The sequence below is a fragment of the Halomonas sp. KM007 genome (assembly GCF_050709225.1).
GTDB lineage: Bacteria > Pseudomonadota > Gammaproteobacteria > Pseudomonadales > Halomonadaceae > Vreelandella > Vreelandella hamiltonii.
Window position 1 is genome coordinate 1908982 of sequence record NZ_CP136131.1, and the last position, 20918, is coordinate 1929899.

A 20918-nucleotide genomic window follows, 5' to 3' on the forward strand; every position below is an offset into this window, starting at 1 on the left:
CTTAAAAAAAGCTTATAATATAAATTTAAGGCCAGAAGCTGGTAAAAGAGGAGTTTGTTAATCGTTGTCCCATCCATTCAATTTTATCTTTTGAGCGACATGGGATTCGCAGTATTTTTTCTTTATCAGATAAGCCTTCGACATCTGTTTTTTCGCGATAAAGATCAGGTCGCATGGTGCTCACGTCACTTTCAGTAGAGTTCCAAATAGGTGCTAGCTGTATCTCTAATACAGCACTTAACTCTGCTAGAATCTCTTTTCCATCGCTGGTCGTTAATTTATCAATATCACCTTCAATTCGCGGCAGTACTTTACACATTATAAAATCATCCCAAACGGCTTTAAGAGATAATTCATCTTTTGGATAGACACTGATCACAGAAAGAAGTAATTCATTTAATGCGCGGTATGCTAGTTCGAAAGGTGTATTTTTTAAAACAGAGTTGACCACTTTCAAAAATTGTATTGTTGTATCGCCAGCTTTTATTTGTTCTCCCGTTTGCGATTCAATCTCAAAATCAACCTCTTCCTTGCTGGCATGCGACCAAATAGGGTAACTTAGTCGCTTGTGAAAACTAGTCGGTGAGAAAAACTCATCATAGTCGTTTGGAAAGAAAGCGCCAAAATCAAAGCTTAATGCACGATCTATTACTTTACGTGAGAAGCCATGAGTGGTTTCATCCATATTAACAGTGCCTGCAACCATGAGATTAAATGGAATTGCCAAGCCATATTGACAAATATATTTCCACAGCTCATCGTACTCTGCTTCTGTAAAGCCTAGCGCACTGCGTAACTTATCCGTATTGGCTACTTCTTTAATGGTTGCAGGTTTTAATAGAGCATCACTGCTATAGGTAAAGCTATCTCCTTCCCAATACCATTCGCGAGTTTCTAGCACAGATAAATAATCAGCAAAATATTGTTCCACAGGGGCAAGGTTCATTTCATCTAAGCATAGCCAATAAGGCAACACTTGATTGAGAATATCTCTTTCACCCAAAACGACCAAGCGTTCACCGTTTTCATCCGTATCTTGTATGTCTAATGTTAAGCCACTATCCACAATTTCGCGCCAAGCGTTAGCAATAAACTGTAACACATCCGTAGTAATATATTCTGCTGTACCATTTAGCCGTGAAATATATCCCAATAAATCACTTGGCTCATGCCAGTCTGGGCGGACAGAAGTTAAGCAATAATTCTTATGAGCCACACCCGTAGACTTTGCTTGTTCACGAACGAAGCGGGTTTTCCCTGTCCCTGAAAGACCAGCTAGAATTAAAAATTGTTTAGGTAATGTCGTGGCTATGCCACTTTTAACAGGATTGGACTTTTTATGTTTTGAATTTTTTTCAAGATCATCCCAGTTTTCCAAACACTTTTTTATATTATCTATTGTGAAAAAAGTGTTTTCTTCAGGTTTCTTGTAATTTTTTTTTGCTAAAAAAGATATTATTTTCGATATCAATTGAGTTAGTGCTTTTGTCTGGCTACTTCCCGCTGCGGAAATTGCTTTCATTCCTTCTGAGTTCACTGTCTTATAAATCGCGCGGTATGACTTTTCTTCATATTGATAGATTTCATCTCTCCTCGTATCAATGTTTTTCCATGCATTTTCTACTAAACTATAGTTATCTATAAAAAAATTAAAAAAACATTTGATGCTTTCAGGAGAAATATTAAATTCTTCTTTTCTAGTGTTTGTGTATGTTAAGGTAAAAGTGTTTTCAGCTCTTATCTTCTGAGTTTGATCAATAGTGCGGCAATAGTCTTCAAATTTCATATGATGTCTTCCTGTATCTTTTGAGCAATTTTTTCTATGATCGGCACTACGACTGAATTACCAAACTGCTTATAAGCTGGTGTACGAGCGCTCGGTATTACAAAGCTTTCAGGAAAGCCTTGCAGACGTGCACATTCTCTTGGAGTTAACATTCTGGGGTTTTTGTTTAATTGAGGTATTAAACACTCTTTTCCATCTTTACCATATCTTGCAACTATAGTGTTGGATGGTTTGTCTAAATCTGCAGTATGTGCTGTAAAGCCTGTTCCTCTTTCAAGGTTCCTTTTTGTTCTATTTATATGTCCAGCCCACAATTTATCAGATATCGTGAAGATCTCATCTACATTGCTCTCTAGTATGCTGCGAAGCGCTTTAGGCTCCCCCTTAAAGTCAGGAAATTCAAATTTTTTTCCAATGTCATTGCGCACTGCTACCATGTAGCAACGTACTCTCCTTTGAGGTACAACTGAGCTTGAATCAATGACTTTATATGAAAATTGATATCCACCGTCTTCTAGGGTTTTTTTAATAGTCTGAAAAGTCTTACCTTTATCGTGCCGTTCTAAGTTTCTTACGTTTTCAAGAAAAACTACTTTTGGTTTTTTGGCTGAAACAATGCGCATAACATCAAAGAATAATGTTCCCTGAGTGTCGCACAAAAAACCATGTTTTTTGCCGACCGCATTGCGAGCAGATACACCTGCGTTTGAAAAAGGTTGGCAAGGAAATCCAGCTAAAAGTATATCGTGCTCTGGGATTTCATCTTCTTCAATTTTTGTAATATCCCCAAAAGGAAGCTCTCCATGGTTTGTCTTATAAGTTTTTTGTGCATTTTTATCATACTCTGAAGAAAAAACGCAAACTCCCCCAGCGCTCTGGAATCCAAGTCTAACACCGCCGATTCCCGCAAAAAGATCGATGAATCTAAATTTAGGATTTTTGACTTGTTTGACTGGTAATTCTTTAAAATACTCATTATAAAAAGATTCACATGTGTAAATGACACCTTCTTTAGCTATTGTTTCGGTAATTTCTTTTTTAAGCTTTGTGTGTGTGGTTAATGAGGGCTTGAAATAAAGCTTGCTCTTAGTCGATAAAGCGTGCATCCATTGGTCAATTACTGCTTGATACTCGCTACCGTTAGGTGTGTGCTGAATAGCTAACGGTTTTAGGGCATTCAATGCGCTTTTCATTTTAAGGTTTCTGCTTTCCATTTTTAGCTGCTAAATTGATGTTTGTGTGATAGTGCAATAAAATTGAATGAAATTTTTAATGAAAAATTGAAATATAATTCGCAAATATTTCTTGAAGAAATTTATGATTAACTTACTGCTAAGCGATCATTAAAAAGAAAACAGCCGCATGCTTCCATTCTAAGCCAAGGATCCCAATACCCCTGTGTGCATATACAGATAGGGTGCCCATCTTATCAGTGTGCTGTGATTGAGCAACCCTATTTTTTTGGGCTACTTGCCCAAGACAGGGCCTCGTGCAGTGACAAACGATCTATATAGCTGATTTTAAATAAAGCAAGAAAAATACACCAACCATCACCCAAGCGATCACGCCCACGCCCTAAGGTGTGCCCATGTGCCCAATAGCCCCTTGCTAGCATTCCACGCCTGGCTCAACCGCTTGGTGACGAGCTCAATGGTGCTGGCTCTCGCTCCGAGGTGCTTGGGCCACTACCGCAAAGGTGCTGAGAACGCCCACTGACTCTTGAGCGTACGACAGTGCCTGTTTCCAATCAGTGAAACCTACCTGTGTTGCCAGCCGATCCATCGCCGTCAGCTGTGTCGGGGCGATGCCCTGCTGGCGAAAGACTCGGTCTTGCAGCAGCAGCCCACAGCCATCGGGTAAACAGTCACCAACACCCCTTGGCGGTTCTGCGCTAAAACGCCAGCCGCGACTCGCTCTCCCGTTGAGAGCGTGCGTGTCACGTTCAACCGCTGCGTTGGCTTAAAGGCCATCTTTGAGCACCTCTTCTATGGAGGTGGGCTGTTTAGCGGCGAGGGCATCGGGTTGGGTCAGCGCATAGAGCCGTGCCAGGTCATCCAGGCTTTGCCAGAGCAACAGCAGTTGGCGGAGAGAAATTTGCCCAGTGAGCTCGAATTTCTTGATGGTAGGAGCGGGCACACTGCTGCGCTGCGCCAGCGCCGCACGGGATAGCTTGGCCTGCTCGCGCAACCTGCGTAGGTGGGCAGCAAAGGCCTGCTGAACATCGGTATCGTCCAACAACAGAAACGGGGAAGTAAGCTCACAGCCCCAACAGCTCCTCAACCGGCAAATGGCTGGTCGCTTTCATTTCCCTCAGCGAGAGGTTGGAGCGAATGCTCGATACCCCGGGCAGTTTGCGCAGCACCGTTTCGACGAAGTGGCTGTAGTCGTCCAGGTCTTTGGCGGCTACCTGTAGCAGGAAGTCGGCTTCGCCGGTGGTGTTGTGGCAGCTCAGTACGCGGGAGCTGGCCTGGATGATGCGCTCGAACTCTGCCGTGGCGGCTTCGCTGTGCTGGGTGCAGGTAATCTGCACGAACGCCAGCACGCTGGCGCCCACTTTGCGGCGGTTGAGGATGGCCTGGTAGCCTTCGATCACCCCCAGCTCTTCCAGGCGTTTGTGGCGTCGCCAGCAGGTGGCTTCGCTCAGGTGCAGCTGCTCGGCCAGCCGTGCGTTGGCCACCCGCCCGTCTGCCTGCAGTAAGGTGGCTAATCGGGCATCCTTTTTATCAGTTAGCGCGGAAAACCTCGTACTTTTAGTGCGAGGATGGATAGCGCGGCGTCCGCCAGGACGCCTTGTGTTTTGCATCCTTACAATATTTAGTCTAAAGTGTAAAACATGAAAGCCGAACGCGCCTACCAATACCGCTTCTATCCTACGCCTGAGCAAGCAGCCTTGCTGGCGCGGACGTTTGGGTGCGTGCGGTTTGTCTGGAACGCGGTGCTGCGCTATCGCACCGACGCGTTTTATCAGCGTCAGGAAAAGATCGGCTATAACGATGCCAGCGCGTTCCTAACACAGTTAAAGAAGCAGCCGGACACCGCCTTTCTAGCCGAGGTTAGTTCGGTGCCACTGCAACAATGCTTGCGCCATCAACAAAGTGCGTTCAAGCATTTCTTTGCCAAGCGGGCGCGGTACCCCAGCTTTAAATCGAAGAAGCACCGGCAGTCAGCCACCTTTGCCAGTTCGGCATTTTCGTACCGTGACGGGCAGATCACGCTCGCCAAGTGCCGTGAACCGCTAAACATCCGCTGGAGCCGCGACCTGCCTGCGGCACCGAGCACAGTGACGGTATCCAAGGATGCAGCAGGCCGTTACTTCATTAGCTGTCTGTGCAAGGTAGACACTGAGGCGCTGCCAATTACGTTCAAGATGGTCGGTATCGACCTGGGGATCAAAGACCTGTTCGTGACCAGTGACGGCCATCGGGTGAATAATCCCCGCCACACTGCCCGCTATGCCCGAAAGCTAGCGAAGGCGCAGCGGCGCCTCAGCCGTAAGCAAAAAGGCTCGAACAACCGAGCCAAGGCACGGTTAAAGGTCGCTCGCTGTCACGCCAAGATCGCTGACACGCGACGTGACCACCTGCATAAACTCACCCGCCAGATCGTTAACGAGAACCAAGTGATTGCAGCGGAGAGTTTGCAGGTGAAGAACATGGTCAAAAACCGCCATCTCTCTAACGCCATCAGTGATGTTGGCTGGGGGAAGTTAGTGCGCCAGCTTGACTACAAGGCGGCCTGGGCGGGAAGGCAGTTTGTCCAGATTGATCGCTGGTACCCAAGCTCAAAACGCTGCCATAGCTGCGGCTTTGTGCTGGAATCACTACCGCTGGATGTTCGCACCTGGGACTGCCCAGATTGCGGTACTCAGGGCATCGACCGCGACGTGAATGCGGCCCGCAACATTCTGCAAGCAGGCACCGCGCTATTAGCCGGTGCAGATGGTTGAAAGATCATACCGAGGGGCACTCGGGAATGTACGCCTGTGGAGTTTGTGTAAGACCGGCAGTGCCAAGGCATTGAAGGCAACGAACATCGAAGCAGGAACCAGGAAGGTAACGACCTGGGAATCCCCTTCCTTTCCGCCGCAAGGCGGCAGCGCAAGCTGAGGGAGGGGAGGATGTCAACAAGCTCGCTCATTTTGAAAGGCTCTTTCGGTTTATTCATTTTGTTGAAAAGAGTGCTTCAAAAAGGCGCAGGATGTCCATCAGAAGGAAACGTAATTTCGGGCGTGGCTCGTTATAGTGCGTATACATCCAACGCACCGCCGACCGTTCAGGAGTGAGCCATGAAAGCCGTGGTATTCGAGCAGTTTTCTACCCCGCCCAGCATCCAGCAGGTGCCCGACCCAGCGCCAGCGCCTCACGGGGTCGTAGTGAAGGTGATGGCCAACGGCGTATGCCGCAGTGATTGGCACGGCTGGATGGGCCACGACTCGGATATCCGGCTTCCCCATGTGCCGGGCCATGAGCTCTCCGGTGTGGTGGAAGCGGTGGGCAAGGACGTGACGAAGTGGCGCATTGGCGACCGGGTGACCGTGCCGTTCGTGGGTGGCTGCGGCACCTGCCCGGAGTGCCACACCGGCAATCATCAGGTGTGCGATGCTCAATTTCAGCCGGGGTTTACCCACTGGGGCTCGTTTGCCGAGTATGTGGGCATTCACTACGCCGATGTGAATCTGGTCGCACTGCCGGATACCCTGACGTTCGATACCGCCGCCAGCCTGGGCTGTCGGTTCGTGACCTCTTTTCGTGCGGTGGTAGACCAGGGCCGCGTGTCGGCGGGCCAGTGGGTGGCGGTGCACGGCTGCGGTGGCGTGGGGCTATCGGCCATCATGATTGCCAGCGCAGCCGGTGCCAACGTGGTGGCGGTGGATATTTCCGAGCAGGCGCTGGCTTTGGCGCGCCAGCTGGGGGCGGTGGCCACGGTGAATGCCAACCAGGTGGCCGACGTGGTGGAGGCGGTGGTCGAGATCACCCAAGGCGGCGCCCACGTCTCGCTGGACGCGCTGGGCCACCCCACCTGCTTCAACTCCATCAGCAATTTGCGCAAGCGCGGCAAGCATGTTCAGGTGGGGCTGATGCTGGCGGACCACAGCACGCCCGCCGTGCCGATGAGCAAGGTGATCGCCAACGAGCTGGAAATTTTGGGCAGCCATGGCATGCAGGCGCATCGCTACGGTGCCATGCTGGCGATGATTCAGTCGGGCAAACTGGCGCCGGAAAAGCTGATTGGCCGCCGCATCACGCTAGAGGAGTCGGTGCAGGCGTTGATCAACATGGATAAGTTTGAAGGCGTGGGGGTCACCGTCGTCACGGAATTCTGATAAAAGAGGGCTGCTGGTGACGCATCAGGTGAATATCACGGCGCTGACTGGCGGCGGTGTCAGTTCCGGGGAAATGGTAGTCGTGCGCCCCCAGGAGGATGGGTTTGCGGTGGTGGGGCGGCTTAGCATTCCCAGCCGCTGAGGTTTTGTGCATTTCCTTCAATGAACCAAGGCAAATTATTCGCTCCTCATTGCGTCGCTGAGGTTTTACGCTGGGCGTATTGATAAGGAGGACGTCATGTCATCACCCCATACCCCATCCGTTCGCCGCGTGGTCGCTCAGCACCCTGCCCATCGGGACGATATCGGTGACCTGGTCACCCGCCGGCCGCTGCCGGGGCCGGGGCTGGATCAGCTCGATCCGTTTCTGTTCCTGAATCACCACGGCCCGCAGGTATATCCCGCCAATAATCGTGGGCTGCCGTTTGGGCCGCACCCCCACCGGGGGTTCGAGACGGTCACCTTCATTCTGGAAGGCTCGCTGGCCCATGCCGACAGCGCCAAGCACCAGAGCGTGATTCATGCAGGCGGCGTGCAGTGGATGACCGCGGGCAGCGGCATCGTGCATGCAGAAATCTCGCCTCCTGAGTTCCTGCGCGAAGGCGGGCCGCTGGAAATCCTCCAGCTGTGGGTCAACCTGCCGTCGCGGCTGAAGATGAGCGAGCCGCGCTACGTGGGCTTGCAGCAGGAAGGCATTCCCGCCGTTCCCCTGGCGGGCGGCGGTACGCTCAACCTGATTGCCGGGGAGTGGCAAGGGCAGTCAGGCCCGATCGAGTCGCTGACCGGCGTGTTCATGTCCACACTCGCGCTGCCTGCGGGTGCCCATGAGCAGCTTCCCGTGGCCCCTGGGCGGCAGGTGTTTCTGTACGTGGTGAGTGGTGAGGTGATGGTGGGCGGCGAGCCTGCCAAAGCGCACCATTTGATCGAACTCGACCGTGACGGCGAAAGCCTTGCCATCGAGGCAGCCAGCGATGCGCGCCTGCTGTTTGGCCATGGCGACGTCATCGATGAATCGGTCTACTCTCACGGCCCCTTTGTGATGACCACCCGCGACGAGATCGTGCAGGCGGTAGAGGATTACCAGAACGGCAAGTTTGGCGGGTTGACGCTGTAACCGCCGCGCTACACCGGCTCGCCTCGATAGTAGTGCCATAAAAACAGCGACCCCACGCTGCGCCAGGGCGACCAGTGCTCTACCAACTGGCGGGCCTGCTTCGGCGTGGGTTTGTCCTCCATGCCCTTCAGGCGGCCCAGCGCCACTCTTAACGCCAAGTCGTCGGCGGGGAAGATATCGGGGCGCTTGAGCGAGAACATCAGGTAGATCTCGGCGCTCCAGCGGCCAAACCCACGCAGCTGGGTAATCGCGGCAATCGCCTCGTCATCGCTGAGATGCGCCAACCCATCGGCGCTAAAGGTGCCCGCAAGCTCCGCCTCTGCCAGCCCTTTGGCATACTCGATCTTGCGCCACGACAAGCCTGCATCCCGCAGCGCCTGGCCTTCCACCTCCATCACCGCTTTGGCGTGCAGCTCCGGCAGCAGCGTATTCACTCGGCCCATGATGGCCCGAGCGGCCTCGGTGGAGATCTGCTGGCTGACGATGGTCGAGAAGAAGGTGGCAAACCCGGGGTCGCGCTGGCGCGGGCTGGGCGCACCCACCAGGGGGTAGGCACGCGCAATGTCGGGGTCGGCGTGGGCCAATGCCTGCATGGCGTGCTCGATCATATCAACGGGCGTTTGATCAGACGGCATGATATCTCCTGAGATAAATGGGTATTAAACTGCTCATTTATGATAATTTGATTCAAATTTGAGTATTAAAGTGCACATTATGCTGCTTCGAACTACACTTTTGAGCATTAAACTACTCATCAAATGACGCGTTAAAGGTGAGCCGTGTTGCTAACCGTTCAAGCCTTCCATCAAGGGCAGTGGCACGATGCTGCCGAGCTAGTGTTCGAGTATCCAGAGCGGGGCCGTCGAGGGCCTGCGCGTTTGGGCTACCTTACCGATTATGCCCTTGAGTGGTTGGATCACGACGATGAGCACGCCTGTAGCCTTCGTTTGCCTATCGAGTTGATGAATACCCATCAATCGCCACGCTGGTTCACTTTTTTAGACGATATCATGCCCTCTGGGGCCAGCCGCCGTTACTGGGTCACGCAGTTGGGTATATCGGCACTTAGTGAGGCGGAGCAGGATGCCGCGCTACTGGCCAAGGGAACGATTGCGCCAGTGGGCAATTTACGTATCAAAGAGGCCCTTCCTGAGCGCCCAGCAGGCAGCACGCTGGAGCAGCAGCGCTTTGCAATAGTGGATGTCGTCAATCGGGATAGCGACTTTCTGGCCTATGCGCAGCAGGTGGGGGCTGCTGGGGGGGGCGCCACTGGGGCCGGTGGTGAGGCGCCCAAGCTGCTGTTGCGCTGTTCATCAGATGATCAGGTCTGGATTGATACCTATCAGGACGATCCGGCGAATATCGATCAGCACTATCTGGTGAAGTTTCCTCGCGGTCAGCGCACGGTGATCGATAACGACATATTGCGTGCGGAGTACTACTTCTATCACGAGTTAGCGTCGCTGGGCGTCGCGACCATCGATACCCAAGGGATGCGTCTGATTGAAGGTGCGCGATATCCATCGCTCTGGTTGCCCCGCTCTGATGTGGGCTATCAAGAGGGAGCGCTCGCGCGGTATGGCCTGGAGTCTGTTTACTCCGTCATGGGGAAAGAGCCGGGAAGCTTCTTGAATCATTTTGCCGTGGTCGGGGAGTTGGTGGATATGTTGAGCCAACAATTCCGCGTGCGTGAGTCGGGTGACCATTTCGATACGGCGCGCTTTGTCAGTGAGTGGGTGAAACGCGACCTGCTCAATGTTGCGTTTGCCAATAGCGACAATCATGGCCGCAATGCGGCGCTGCTGAAAACACCGCAAGGAACCTGGTGGGCACCGGTGTACGATTTTGCGCCCATGAAGGCAGATCCTGAGGGAATCGTCAGAACCATTACCTGGGGGGCGCCGTTTGAAGAAGGGCGAGAGTTTAACTGGGCCGCCATTGCAGAACGCCTGAGCGTTTATCTTCCACCAGAGCGGCTCATGGCAGAGCTGAAAGCCTTGGGTAGCCAGCTAGTGGGCTTGAAGAAACGGCTAGCGCAGCGGGGTGTACCCAATACCATTTTGGCATTGGATGCGGTGGGGTTGGATCATCTGGATGCCAAGCTGCAGCGCTGGGGGTTGGTATGAAGCGTAAAGAGCTCACCAGCATCGAGCGGGAGGCGCTGCTGACGACATTAGCGGCCCAACTGGTGCGCGAAGAAATCAGCTCTGGGCAGGTGCTGCGTCAGCTCCGCCGTGAGGTACTGGGCATGTCGCAGACCCAATACGCCGATCTGGTGGGCATCAGCCGTCGTTCGCTGTCAGACCTGGAAGCCGATAAGGCAAGCCCTACCGTGGCGCTGCTCAATCAGGTCTTCCGGCCGCTGGGTCTGCAGGTAGGCTTGCTGCCGCGCAACCGCGAGCTGCGCGAGCGCTTATTGTCAGCCAATGCCACGAGGGACTAATCCTCTTGGTTTATCGTTGGATGATTGAGTTCGCACGCTAACTTTTTTCATGCCTTGTATTTCTACTTTCGTCTAATCCTGCCATCATTTGCGACTATCTAGGATCGTTTTAGTGAACAGGCGCGTTATCCCGCGCCTGGGGAGTGAGGTATGCAAGCATCATCAGCGGGGCTGGCGCGGCATCCGCGGTGGACGGAATTCGTGCTGGCGCTGGGCGGGTTCGGCATCGGCACCAGCGAGTTCGTCATCATGGGGTTGATGAACCGCGTGGCGGAAGACCTGGCCGTGAGCGTGCCGCAGGTAGGCTATTCCATCAGCAGCTACGCCCTGGGGGTCGTGGTGGGGGCACCGCTGATTTCGGCGCTGGCCGCGCGGGTGCCCAAGCGAGCGCTGCTGATCGCGCTGATGCTGGTGTTTGCCGTGGGTAACATTGCCAGCGCCATGGCGCCGGGGTTCTGGTCGTTCGTGGGGCTACGCTTTCTGGCCGGGCTGCCCCACGGGGCCTACTTTGGCGTGGCGGCGCTGGTGGCGGCTGGCGCCGTGCCGGTCGATCAACGGGCGCGGGCCATTGCTCGGGTGATGATGGGGCTGACGGTGGCCATTCTGATCGGGGCGCCGCTGGGTACCTGGGCAGGCAACCTGTTTGGTTGGCAAATTGCCTTTGCCGGGGTGGGCGTGATTGCTCTGCTGACGGCGCTGTTGATTCGTCTTTTTGTGCCCGTGCAGCCCTTCGATGCCCAGGCCAGCCCGCTGCGCGAGCTTTCCGCGCTGGTCAAGCAGCGTGTGCTGGTGACCATTGCCATTGCCTGCATCGGCTGTGGCGGCATGTTCTCGATTTTCAGCTACGTGATGCCCACCTTGACCCAGCAGGCGGGCATGCGTGAAGCCCTGGGCCCCTTGGTGCTGGTCATCTTTGGCCTCGGTTCCATCGCGGGCAATCTGGTCGGTGGGCGCATGGCCGATAAAAACCTGATGCGGGCAATCCCTACCATCCTGGTGTGGTGCGCGGTGGTTCAGGGGCTGTTCTACTTTGCCGCCAATCAGGTGTGGAGCGGGCTGCTGTTCGTTGGCCTGGTCGGCACCAGCATGGCGCTGGCGCCTTCGCTGCAAACGCGCTTGATGGACGTGGCGGAAGATGCCCAGACCATGGCGGCTTCCATGAACCATGCAGCGTTCAACGGCGCCAATGCGCTGGGGGCGTGGCTGGCGGGCTTGGTGATCAGTGCCGGGTTCAGCTGGTCGAGCACCGGGCTGGTGGGAACGGGGCTGGCGCTGTGCGGGTTGGTCATTTTTGCCTGGGGGCGCTGGCTTGAAAAGCGCGCTGAAGCCCCTCGCCAACCCGTGGCGCAAGGCCATAAATAAGCGTTTTCTCAAGCAAGACAAGGGGCATTAAAGGTGGCAAAAAAGCTGGAGTGTTCCTAGGGTGTAAGATGCAACCCATAAGGAGGTGACCCATGCAAAGCCCATCATTGAACGTCTCGCGTAGCTTGACCCTGAGTGCCATCGCAGCGCTGACCCTGGCCTTGGCGGGCTGTGGCGCAACCACTGGAGAGCGCGCCACCAGCGGCGCAGGCGTAGGTGCCGCCGTCGGTGCTGGCGCAGCAGCGGCCACTGGCGGAAGTATTGGCCGTGGCGCGGTGATTGGTGCAGGCGTAGGTGCTGCGACCGGTGCCCTGACCGATGAAGAGGACATCAGCCTCGACTGACGTTGGCACAGGCCACTAGCGGCACAGCCTGAAACCGCGCATGCCCAGATGGAGATGATCGGCATGCGCGGCATTGTAATCCGGCCCCAGCACGTTGCCGAAGGTATCGCAGGCGCCATCCCTCGCTGCCCGCAAGAACTCTCCCACTTCTCCCTCGTCATCCCAGTCGCGAATCAGCGTAATCTGACCTCCGTGTGGTTTCTTGAACCCCTACAGTCCCTGCCAGGGGTATGCGATACTGCGCGCTATTGGCGTGGGCCGTCACCCGCGCCCATTTCTGATCAACAAGGGAAGCGCTGCATGTCCCAGGGTACGCTTTATATCGTTTCTGCCCCCTCTGGGGCGGGTAAAACCAGCCTGGTTCGCGAGCTGATAGAGAGCCTGGATGGCATTCAGGTATCGGTGTCTCATACCACCCGTGCCAAGCGCGAAGGCGAAGTGAATGGCGTGAACTACCACTTCACGCAGATTCCCGAGTTCGAAGCCATGATTGCCCGCGGCGATTTCTTTGAGTATGCCAAAGTCTTCGACAATTACTACGGTACGTCACGTCAGGCCGTGCAAACGCTGCTGGATGCCGGGCAAGACGTGATTCTGGAAATCGACTGGCAGGGCGCGCGCCAGGTCCGCGAACAGATGCCCTCCGCCGTGTCGATCTTCATCCTGCCGCCGTCGCGCAGTGAGCTGGAGCGCCGCCTGTCGAGCCGGGGTACCGACGAGCACGCGGTGATTGCTCGGCGCATGCGCGATGCCGTCAGCGAGATGTCCCATTACGATGAATACGACTACCTGGTGATCAATGATGACTTCACCACGGCACTGCAGGAACTGCAGTCGCTGGTGATCAGCCACCGCCTGACCCTGGCCACCATGCAGCAGCGTCATGCGCCCCTGCTGTCTGCGCTCTTGTCACAGGCGCCTGGCGTCGAGTAATCTAGCAGGTCGTATGACTACTTTTCTCGCTGGGTCGGCGGCGTTTTCAGCCCTGCCGGCCCGGCGTCGTTATTACAGGATGGCCCCATGGCTCGCGTAACCGTCGAAGATTGTCTCGAAAACGTAGAAAACCGCTTCAAACTGGTGATGATTTCTACCCAGCGTGCCCGTCAGCTGGCGCGTGGCTCCCGTGATGCCCAACTGCCCTGGGAAAACGACAAGCCGACCGTCATGGCGCTGCGTGAGATCGCCGCAGGCCTGGTCGACCATACGGTTCTGGATGAGCCGGTCGAAGCGCCGGTGCGGGCGCGTCCTGCCATGACGCCCAGCGCTCAAATCGACGACTAAGCTAGCACCGATCAGGGGCGCGGTACATGTTCACCATTGATGACCTGGCCGACCGACTCGGCGGCTACTTACCCCCGGACGAGATCCAGCAGGTCAAGCGCGCCTTCTATTACGCCGAGCAGGCCCACGACGGCCAGCGCCGTCGCTCGGGCGAGCCCTACGTGACCCACCCGCTGGCGGTGGCCAACATTCTCGCCAACATGCACATGGACCATCAGAGCCTGATGGCCGCCATGCTGCACGATGTCATCGAAGACACCGGTGTTTCCAAGAAAGCCCTGGCAGCCCAGTTTGGCAAGCCGGTGGCCGAGTTGGTGGATGGCGTCTCCAAGCTGACGCAGATCACCTTCGAAGACAAGGCCGTTGCCCAGGCAGAGAATTTCCAGAAGATGGTGCTGGCGATGTCGCGGGACATTCGTGTCATCATCGTCAAGCTGGCCGACCGGCTGCACAACATGCGCACTCTGGGGGCTCTAAGGCCCGACAAGAAGCGCCGCATTGCCCGGGAAACCCTGGAAATCTACGCCCGTATTGCAGGGCGACTGGGGATCAACACCATCCGTGTGGAGCTGGAAGACCTCTCGTTCCAGGCGATTCACCCCATGCGGGCCGAGCGCATCAAGCGTGCGGTGGCCAGCGCCAGAGGCAACCGCCGCAGCGCCATGCGTGAAATCCAGGCCTCGCTACAGCAGAGCCTGGACGACGAAGCGCTGCAGGGCACGGTGATTGGCCGCCAGAAGCATCTGCTGTCGATCTACAAGAAGATGCGCGACCAGCGCAAGCCGTTTGCCGAGATCATGGACGTCTTCGGGTTCCGTATCATTACCGAAGACGTGGCCAGCTGTTACCGGATTCTGGGCGTGGTGCACAACCTCTACAAGCCGGTACCCGGGCGCTTCAAGGACTACATCGCGATTCCCAAGGCCAACGGCTACCAGAGCTTGCACACGACGCTGTTCGGCCAGCGTGGCATGCCCATCGAAGTGCAGATCCGCACCCGCGAAATGGAAGCCATGGCCAACAACGGCATTGCCGCCCACTGGCTGTACAAGGCTGGCCAGACCGCGCATCCGATTGCCGAAGGCAGCCACGCCCGCGCCCGCGCCTGGGTGAAGGGGCTGCTGGAGATGCAGCGCCACGCGGGGGACTCGCTGGAGTTCATCGAGCACGTCAAGAACGACCTGTTCCCGGATGATATCTACGTGTTCACGCCCAAGGGCGACATCATGGAGCTTCCCCAGGGGGCCACGGTGATCGATTTTGCCTATAGCGTGCACACCGATATCGGCAACAACTGCATTGCCTGTCGCATCGACCGCCACCTGGCGCCGCTCTCGACACGGCTGGAAAGCGGCCAGACGCTGGAAATCATCACCGCGCCCGGCGCGCGCCCCAACCTGGCCTGGCTGAATTTCGTCACCACCGCCAAGGCGCGCTCGGCCATCCGTCACGCGCTCAAGCACCAGCAGCAGGCAGAAGCCATCATGCTGGGACGCCGTTTGCTCAACAAGGCGCTGGCCCCCTTCGAGACCAGCCTGGAAGAGCTGGACGAGAGCGTGTTCGAACAGGCGTTGAAAGAGCTGGACGCCAGCTCCATGGATGCGCTGCTGGAGTCGATGGGGCTGGGCAATCGCATGGCCCACGTGGTGGCTCGGCGGCTGGTGGACGTGGCCCACGGCGAGAGCTTCGACAAGACGCTGGCCGACAACAGCGACAAGGCGGTGGTCATCAGCGGCAGCGAAGGCATGGTGATCAACTTTGCGCGCTGCTGCCACCCGCTGCCGGGCGACCCGGTGGTGGGGCACCTCTCTGTCGGCAAGGGGTTGGTGGTGCACCGCAGTGAGTGCAAGAACCTCTCCGAGCGCAAGAACGACCCGGAAAAGCTGTTTGCCCTGGAGTGGTCGGAAAATATCGACGAAGACTTCCCGGTGGCCCTGCGCATCGAGATCGAAAGCCGCCGTGGCCTGGTCGCCGAGCTGGCCGGGCTGGTGACCGATGCGGACGCCAACATCGAGCGGATCGGCATCGAAGAGCGTGATGCACGGCTCTCGACGGTCAACCTGACTCTGTCGGTGAAAGGGCGAGTCCATCTGGCGCGGATCATCAAGCGGATCCGCAACCTGCCCAACGTCGGCAAGATTACCCGTATGGCCAATTAAAACGACCTGGTACCCGCCGCTGGCCTGTCAGGCTGGCGGCGTCAGCCATGGCGATCATCATCCATCGATGCATTCTTACAGGAGCAAGAGACGCAATGAGCAATAAAGCGGTTATCAACACCGAGAAAGCCCCGGCGGCCATTGGCCCCTATTCACAAGCCATCAAGGCGGGCAACACGGTGTATCTGTCGGGCCAGATTCCCCTCGACCCGGACACCATGGCGCTGGTCTCCGACGATTTCGAAGCCCAGGCGCGTCAGGTGTTTGCCAACCTGCAGGCAGTGTGCGAAGAGGCGGCGGGTTCGCTGAGCGATATCGTCAAGCTCAACCTCTACCTGGTGGACCTGGACAACTTCGCCATCGTCAACAAGGTCATGGAGGAGTTTTTCTCCACGCCGTTCCCGGCCCGTGCGGCGGTGGGCGTGAAGGCGCTGCCCAAGGGCAGCCAGGTAGAAGCCGAAGCGGTCATGGTGATTGGCGACTAACGCCAAGGCCTGGTACGGCACAGCAAAAAGCGAGCCGAGGGGCTCGCTTTTTGCTCTTACGCGATAGCGTCAGGCTTTTTGCAGTTCCAGAAACCCGCCTTCCTTGAGCACCTGCAGATACCCTTCCTTGTAGCTGGGGTAGCGGAAGGTGTAGCCGGTTTCACGAATACGGCGGTTGTCGCAGCGCTTGCTGGCCCGGCGGCGCAGGGGGGACTGCATGGTCTCGGTGGACTCCACCTTCAGCTGTTTCGCCAGCCACGCCATCACGTTGTGCATGGTCACCGGCTCGCAGTCGCTGCCCAGGTAAAGGTCTGCCAGCGGCGTACCGCTCTCCTGACAGCGAATCAGGTGCGCCAGGATGCCGGTGCAGTCATCGCGGTGAATCCGGTTGGAGTAGATCACCGGCGTCACGGCGGCAATGCGGCCTTCTGCCACCTGGTGGATCAGGCGGTCACGCCCCGGGCCATAAATGCCCGAGAAACGCACCACGGTGCCAGGCAGCGGGTGGTTGAGCAGTGACTGCTCGGCTTCGCGCATCAGGGTGCCGGAGAAGCTGGTGGATTCAGTGGGGCTCTCTTCATTGACCACTTCGCCTTCCTGCTGGCCGTAAACGCTGGTGGAAGAGACGAAGAAGATTCGCTTGGGCGGCGTGTCGTGCTGCTCCAGCACGCTCAGCACACGTTTCAGGCCGTCCGGGTAAGCGCTTTGATAGGCGCTCTCTTCGAAACGGTCGGCGCTGACGGTGTAAATGACGTAGTCCGCGCTGGGCAAGGCGTTGGCAGGTGCCCCTTCCAGGTCGTTAAGGTCCAGGGCCAGCGGCTCGATGCCCGTGTTGGCCAGTGCATCGGCCTGGCGGCGCACGCCGATCACGCGGTGCCCTTCGTCCAGCAGCTCCTTGCCAAGCGTGACGCCGATATCTCCACAGCCGATAATCAGTACCGTTAGCTTCACCTTGCTCACCCCTCTTGATAAATATTCCCTATTAGATACAAAGTCCCTATGAGATGTGCCATCTTCAATAGGGCTTGTCTGTCCTTTTCCATCTCGCTAATTACGATTACCAGTCACGAGCTGCAACGAGAGGATGCCACTGGCACCACCATGACTTTAACAGAACTACGCTACATCGTAACCCTTGCACAAGAGCGCCATTTTGGCCGTGCCGCTGAACGTTGCCATGTTTCACAGCCCACCCTGTCGGTGGCGGTGAAAAAACTGGAAGACGAACTGGAAGTGGCGCTGTTCGAGCGCTCCAAGTCCACCGTACAGGTAACGCCGCTGGGTGAAAAGGTCGTTGCGCAGGCGCAGCGCGTTCTGGAACAGAGTGGGCTGATTTTCGAATTGGCCAAGGCAGGCAAGGACCAGTTGGCCAACCCCCTGCGCATTGGCGCCATCTACACCATTGGGCCCTACCTGTTTCCCCATCTGGTGCCTGCGCTGGCCAACGCTGCGCCACAGATGCCGCTGTACATCGAAGAGGGCATGACCGGCACGCTGCGCGCCAAGCTGCGCAATGGCGAGCTGGACGTGATCATCGTGGCGCTGCCCTTCACCGAAACCGATGTAGTCACCAAGCCGATCTATGACGAGCATTTCGAAGTGCTGATGCCCGCCAGCCATCCGTGGGTAGCGCGTGAAGCCATCCACAAGGAAGACCTGCTGGAAGAGCGCCTGCTGCTGCTGGGGGAAGGCCACTGCTTCCGTGACCAGATTCTGGAAGCCTGCCCGGCCATCACCCAAAAGCTGAACAGCCCCAACAATACCCTGATTGCCGAAGGCGGCTCGTTGGAAACGATTCGCCACATGGTGGCCTCCAAGCTGGGCATTACCGTACTGCCCCAGTCGGCGCTGGGCACCGACCAGTACGAGAACGCCATGCTGGTCAGCCGTCCCTTCGTGGAGCCTGCGCCTTCGCGCACGGTGGCGATTGCCTGGCGCGCAAGCTTCCCCAGGCCCAAGGCCATCGATGCCCTGGCCCAGGCGATTGGCCAGTGCCAGCAACCGGACCACAAGGCCCACACGGACTCATGAGTGAACTGGCTGCTCCGGTCACGGCGCTGAAGGGCGTAGGCGACGCGCTGGCCATCAAGCTGGCGCGGCTGGGGGTCGAGCGCGTCAGCGACCTGCTGTTTCACCTGCCGCTGCGCTACCAGGACCGTACGCGGCTGACGCCGATAGGCCACCTTCGGGCGGGCCAGGAGGCCGTGGTGGAAGGGGAAGTGACCGCCAGCGACGTGGTCAAGGGGCGGCGGCGCAGCCTGCTGGTGCGGCTGCGCGACGGTAGCGGTATCCTGAGCCTGCGGTTCTTTCACTTCTCTCCGGCTCAGCAGCAACAGCTGCGCCCCGGAGCCACCGTGCGGGCGTTCGGCGAAGCCCGGGCAGGAGCCACGGGGCTGGAAATCTACCACCCGGAGTATCGCCTGAGCGGCAGCAGCGAAACCCCGGTGGAGGAGTACTACACGCCCATCTACCCCACCACGGAGGGGCTGCATCAGGCACGCCTGCGGGCCCTGGCCCAGCAGGCGCTGCGCCTGCTGACGCAAGCCCCTGAAACGCTGCCGGACGTGATCCCCGACACCCTGCGCCAGCGCTTCCAGCTACCGGGGCTGCATGCCAGCCTGCAGCTCTTGCACCAGCCACCACCGGACGTGGACCTGGAGCAGCTTTCCCAAGGGCTTCACCCCGCCACCCGGCGGCTCGCCCTGGAGGAGCTGCTGGCCCACCAGCTTAGCCTGCGGGAAGTGCGCCTGCGTATTCAGGCCGATGGCGCGCCGACGCTGCCCTCTGGGCGTAGCCTGCAAACCCGCTTTCTGGCGCAGCTGCCGTTTGCCCTCACCGGTGCCCAGCGCCGCGTGCTGGAGGAGATCGCCCTCGACCTGGCACGCCCGGCACCCATGCTGCGGTTGGTGCAGGGGGATGTGGGATCGGGCAAGACGGTGGTGGCGGCCATGGCCGCGCTCTCGGCGCTGGCGGGCAACTGCCAGGCGGCCATGATGGCGCCCACGGAAATTCTCGCCGAGCAGCACTATCGTTCGTTCAAGGCATGGTTCGAGCCACTGGGTATCGACGTCGCCTGGCTGGCGGGCAAGCTGAAAGGCAAGGCGCGGCTGGATGCCAAGGCCGCCATCGCCGATGGCCGAGCGCGGATGGTGGTGGGCACCCACGCGCTGTTTCAGGACGATGTGCATTTTCAATGCCTGGGGCTGGCGATCATCGACGAACAGCACCGCTTTGGCGTGCACCAGCGCCTCGCCCTGCGTGAAAAGGGGGAGGCCGGTGGGCTGACGCCTCACCAGCTGATCATGACCGCCACGCCGATTCCCCGCACCCTGGCCATGAGCGCCTACGCCGACCTGGACGTGTCGGTGATCGACGAGCTGCCGCCGGGGCGCACGCCGGTGAAGACCGTGGTGGTCTCGGACGAGCGCCGTCCGGAAGTGGTCGAGCGTATCCGCCATGCCTGCCGCGATGGCCGCCAGGCCTATTGGGTCTGCACGCTGATCGAGGAGTCCGAAGTGCTCCAGTGCCAGGCGGCGGAGGTCACGCGGGACGAGCTTACCCAGGCGCTGCCGGAGCTGGCCATTGGGCTGATACATGGGCGCATGAAGGCCGCCGAAAAAGCCGAGGTGATGGAGGCCTTCAAGACCGGCGAGCTGGACCTTTTGGTCGCCACCACGGTGATCGAGGTCGGCGTGGATGTCCCGAATGCCAGCCTGATGATCATCGAAAACCCGGAGCGCCTGGGGCTTTCTCAGCTCCACCAGCTACGCGGGCGTGTTGGGCGGGGCAGCACCGAAAGTTTCTGTGTGCTGCTTTACCATGCGCCGCTGTCCAAAAGCTCCCGAGAGCGGCTCAGCGTGATGCGCGAAACCACCGACGGCTTCCGCATTGCCGAAAAAGATCTGGAAATTCGCGGCCCCGGCGAAGTGCTCGGCACCCGCCAGACCGGCCTCGCCCAGATGAAAATCGCCGACCTGGAGCGCGATGCCGACCAGCTGGAGCGGGTCACTGCCCTGGCCCAGGCGCTCCAGGGCAACGCCGAAGTCACCGCGGTACTGGTGCGCCGCTGGCTGGGCGAAGCCGCCGGGCGCTACGGGCAGGTGTAGTATTTAAAATTTTATTGCTGCAACTGAAGGATGAGCTTAGTTTTTCCCCAGAAATTAGCACCATGAACTCGAAGAGGTTTTCAGCTAATCGTAGTTAGCGGAGATATCAGTATGGAAAAAGCTACATATCATTGGCGCTATCAAGTAGCACGATGCCGGTGCCAAGGTCGGGTAAGATGAACACTTACAGTAGAGCTTTCTGAGATTGGCACAGCCAGTGGTCGACTCTGGCAGTGAATGAGGCGAAGCGCTTATGGGAGCTTGAAACGGAAAGCAATAAGTTGAAAAAGCTTTCCACTGACAAGCTCCTAAAAGTTGTAGTCGTGGACAACGAACTGCCAAAAATGGTAACGGCTACAGCTCAGAAAGTATCTATTTACGACATATGTATGATTGCCAAAAAACAGAAATCGGCTTGATTGCAAAGTTATAGATATTTTTATTTGAGAAAATCTCGAGGAATTGTCTGGATAGTGTTCTTATGGATATTTGTTGTTGTACACGTTTTTAAAAAC

20 protein-coding genes and 1 pseudogene are annotated in these 20918 nt (G+C 57.2%); 14 read left to right on the forward strand and 7 right to left on the reverse strand.

The features are described 5' to 3' along the window. Positions 1-25: 25 nt before the first annotated feature. The 4 genes from RVM27_RS08940 to RVM27_RS08955 all read right to left on the reverse strand — a co-directional run bounded on the left by RVM27_RS08940 (position 26) and on the right by RVM27_RS08955 (position 4463). On the reverse strand, positions 26-1786 hold the full coding sequence (locus RVM27_RS08940; protein WP_498956385.1) for an McrB family protein: 1761 nt from the start codon (positions 1784-1786) through the stop codon (positions 26-28). Further along, positions 1783-3000: a DNA cytosine methyltransferase gene (locus RVM27_RS08945; protein WP_498956386.1), complete on the reverse strand. Its 1218-nt coding sequence runs from the start codon at positions 2998-3000 to the stop codon at positions 1783-1785. Before RVM27_RS08945 ends, RVM27_RS08940 begins: the two co-directional genes overlap by 4 nt. 745 nt (positions 3001-3745) lie before the next feature. Continuing rightward, positions 3746-4024, reverse strand: coding sequence for a helix-turn-helix domain-containing protein (locus RVM27_RS08950; RefSeq protein ID WP_498956387.1), 279 nt, complete (start codon positions 4022-4024; stop codon positions 3746-3748). Between the two features lie 19 nt (positions 4025-4043). Beyond that, positions 4044-4463, reverse strand: a complete 420-nt coding sequence (locus RVM27_RS08955; protein ID WP_498956388.1) for an Lrp/AsnC family transcriptional regulator — start codon at positions 4461-4463, stop codon at positions 4044-4046. A 156-nt stretch (positions 4464-4619) separates the two neighbouring features. On the opposite strand from RVM27_RS08955, the gene RVM27_RS08960 reads away from it, so the two are divergent. From RVM27_RS08960 to RVM27_RS08975, 4 genes are all read left to right on the forward strand, one after another. Beyond that, complete coding sequence (locus RVM27_RS08960; RefSeq protein ID WP_081138526.1) at positions 4620-5732, forward strand: RNA-guided endonuclease InsQ/TnpB family protein; 1113 nt, start codon at positions 4620-4622, stop codon at positions 5730-5732. Between the two features lie 339 nt (positions 5733-6071). Beyond that, on the forward strand, positions 6072-7109 hold the full coding sequence (locus RVM27_RS08965; RefSeq protein ID WP_498956389.1) for a zinc-dependent alcohol dehydrogenase family protein: 1038 nt from the start codon (positions 6072-6074) through the stop codon (positions 7107-7109). A gap of 16 nt (positions 7110-7125) precedes the next feature. Then, positions 7126-7251, forward strand: a complete 126-nt coding sequence (locus tag RVM27_RS08970; protein WP_266100297.1) for a hypothetical protein — start codon at positions 7126-7128, stop codon at positions 7249-7251. A gap of 96 nt (positions 7252-7347) precedes the next feature. After that, positions 7348-8223, forward strand: a complete 876-nt coding sequence (locus RVM27_RS08975; protein WP_498956390.1) for a pirin family protein — start codon at positions 7348-7350, stop codon at positions 8221-8223. Between the two features lie 8 nt (positions 8224-8231). On the opposite strand, the gene RVM27_RS08980 is transcribed toward RVM27_RS08975, so the two are convergent. After that, a complete protein-coding gene (locus tag RVM27_RS08980) occupies positions 8232-8858 on the reverse strand; it encodes a DNA-3-methyladenine glycosylase family protein (RefSeq protein WP_498956391.1) in 627 nt (208 codons plus the stop codon). A 147-nt stretch (positions 8859-9005) separates the two neighbouring features. Between RVM27_RS08980 and RVM27_RS08985 the strand changes: the two genes are divergently transcribed. From RVM27_RS08985 to RVM27_RS09000, 4 genes are all read left to right on the forward strand, one after another. Beyond that, complete coding sequence (locus RVM27_RS08985) at positions 9006-10349, forward strand: type II toxin-antitoxin system HipA family toxin (protein WP_498957761.1); 1344 nt, start codon at positions 9006-9008, stop codon at positions 10347-10349. Further along, on the forward strand, positions 10346-10666 hold the full coding sequence (locus RVM27_RS08990; protein WP_039178947.1) for a helix-turn-helix transcriptional regulator: 321 nt from the start codon (positions 10346-10348) through the stop codon (positions 10664-10666). Before RVM27_RS08985 ends, RVM27_RS08990 begins: the two co-directional genes overlap by 4 nt. Before the next feature lie 150 nt (positions 10667-10816). After that, positions 10817-12028: an MFS transporter gene (locus RVM27_RS08995; protein WP_498956392.1), complete on the forward strand. Its 1212-nt coding sequence runs from the start codon at positions 10817-10819 to the stop codon at positions 12026-12028. A 92-nt stretch (positions 12029-12120) separates the two neighbouring features. Beyond that, on the forward strand, positions 12121-12372 hold the full coding sequence (locus RVM27_RS09000) for a YMGG-like glycine zipper-containing protein (RefSeq protein WP_463004105.1): 252 nt from the start codon (positions 12121-12123) through the stop codon (positions 12370-12372). 15 nt (positions 12373-12387) lie between these two features. Here the strand turns inward: RVM27_RS09000 and RVM27_RS09005 are convergent. Continuing rightward, positions 12388-12558: pseudogene (locus RVM27_RS09005) on the reverse strand (extensin family protein); the annotation flags it as partial. A gap of 114 nt (positions 12559-12672) precedes the next feature. On the opposite strand from RVM27_RS09005, the gene gmk reads away from it, so the two are divergent. The 4 genes from gmk (at position 12673) to RVM27_RS09025 (ending at position 16297) form a co-directional block, all read left to right on the forward strand. Beyond that, on the forward strand, positions 12673-13305 hold the full coding sequence (gene gmk / locus RVM27_RS09010; RefSeq protein WP_498956393.1) for a guanylate kinase: 633 nt from the start codon (positions 12673-12675) through the stop codon (positions 13303-13305). Positions 13306-13392: 87 nt separating this feature from the next. Further along, entirely contained in the window at positions 13393-13653 is a 261-nt protein-coding gene (gene rpoZ, locus RVM27_RS09015) for a DNA-directed RNA polymerase subunit omega (RefSeq protein ID WP_016915502.1), read from the forward strand. 26 nt (positions 13654-13679) lie between these two features. Beyond that, complete coding sequence (locus RVM27_RS09020) at positions 13680-15812, forward strand: RelA/SpoT family protein (RefSeq protein WP_100732170.1); 2133 nt, start codon at positions 13680-13682, stop codon at positions 15810-15812. 95 nt (positions 15813-15907) lie between these two features. Beyond that, a complete protein-coding gene (locus RVM27_RS09025) occupies positions 15908-16297 on the forward strand; it encodes a RidA family protein (protein ID WP_016915500.1) in 390 nt (129 codons plus the stop codon). A 69-nt stretch (positions 16298-16366) separates the two neighbouring features. On the opposite strand, the gene RVM27_RS09030 is transcribed toward RVM27_RS09025, so the two are convergent. Beyond that, complete coding sequence (locus tag RVM27_RS09030) at positions 16367-17248, reverse strand: SDR family oxidoreductase (RefSeq protein ID WP_287806987.1); 882 nt, start codon at positions 17246-17248, stop codon at positions 16367-16369. Positions 17249-17398: 150 nt separating this feature from the next. On the opposite strand from RVM27_RS09030, the gene RVM27_RS09035 reads away from it, so the two are divergent. Then, positions 17399-18328, forward strand: coding sequence for a hydrogen peroxide-inducible genes activator (locus RVM27_RS09035; RefSeq protein ID WP_081138541.1), 930 nt, complete (start codon positions 17399-17401; stop codon positions 18326-18328). After that, a complete protein-coding gene (gene recG, locus RVM27_RS09040) occupies positions 18325-20403 on the forward strand; it encodes an ATP-dependent DNA helicase RecG (RefSeq protein WP_498956394.1) in 2079 nt (692 codons plus the stop codon). The genes RVM27_RS09035 and recG overlap by 4 nt, the downstream gene beginning before the upstream one ends. Positions 20404-20918 lie beyond the last annotated feature (515 nt).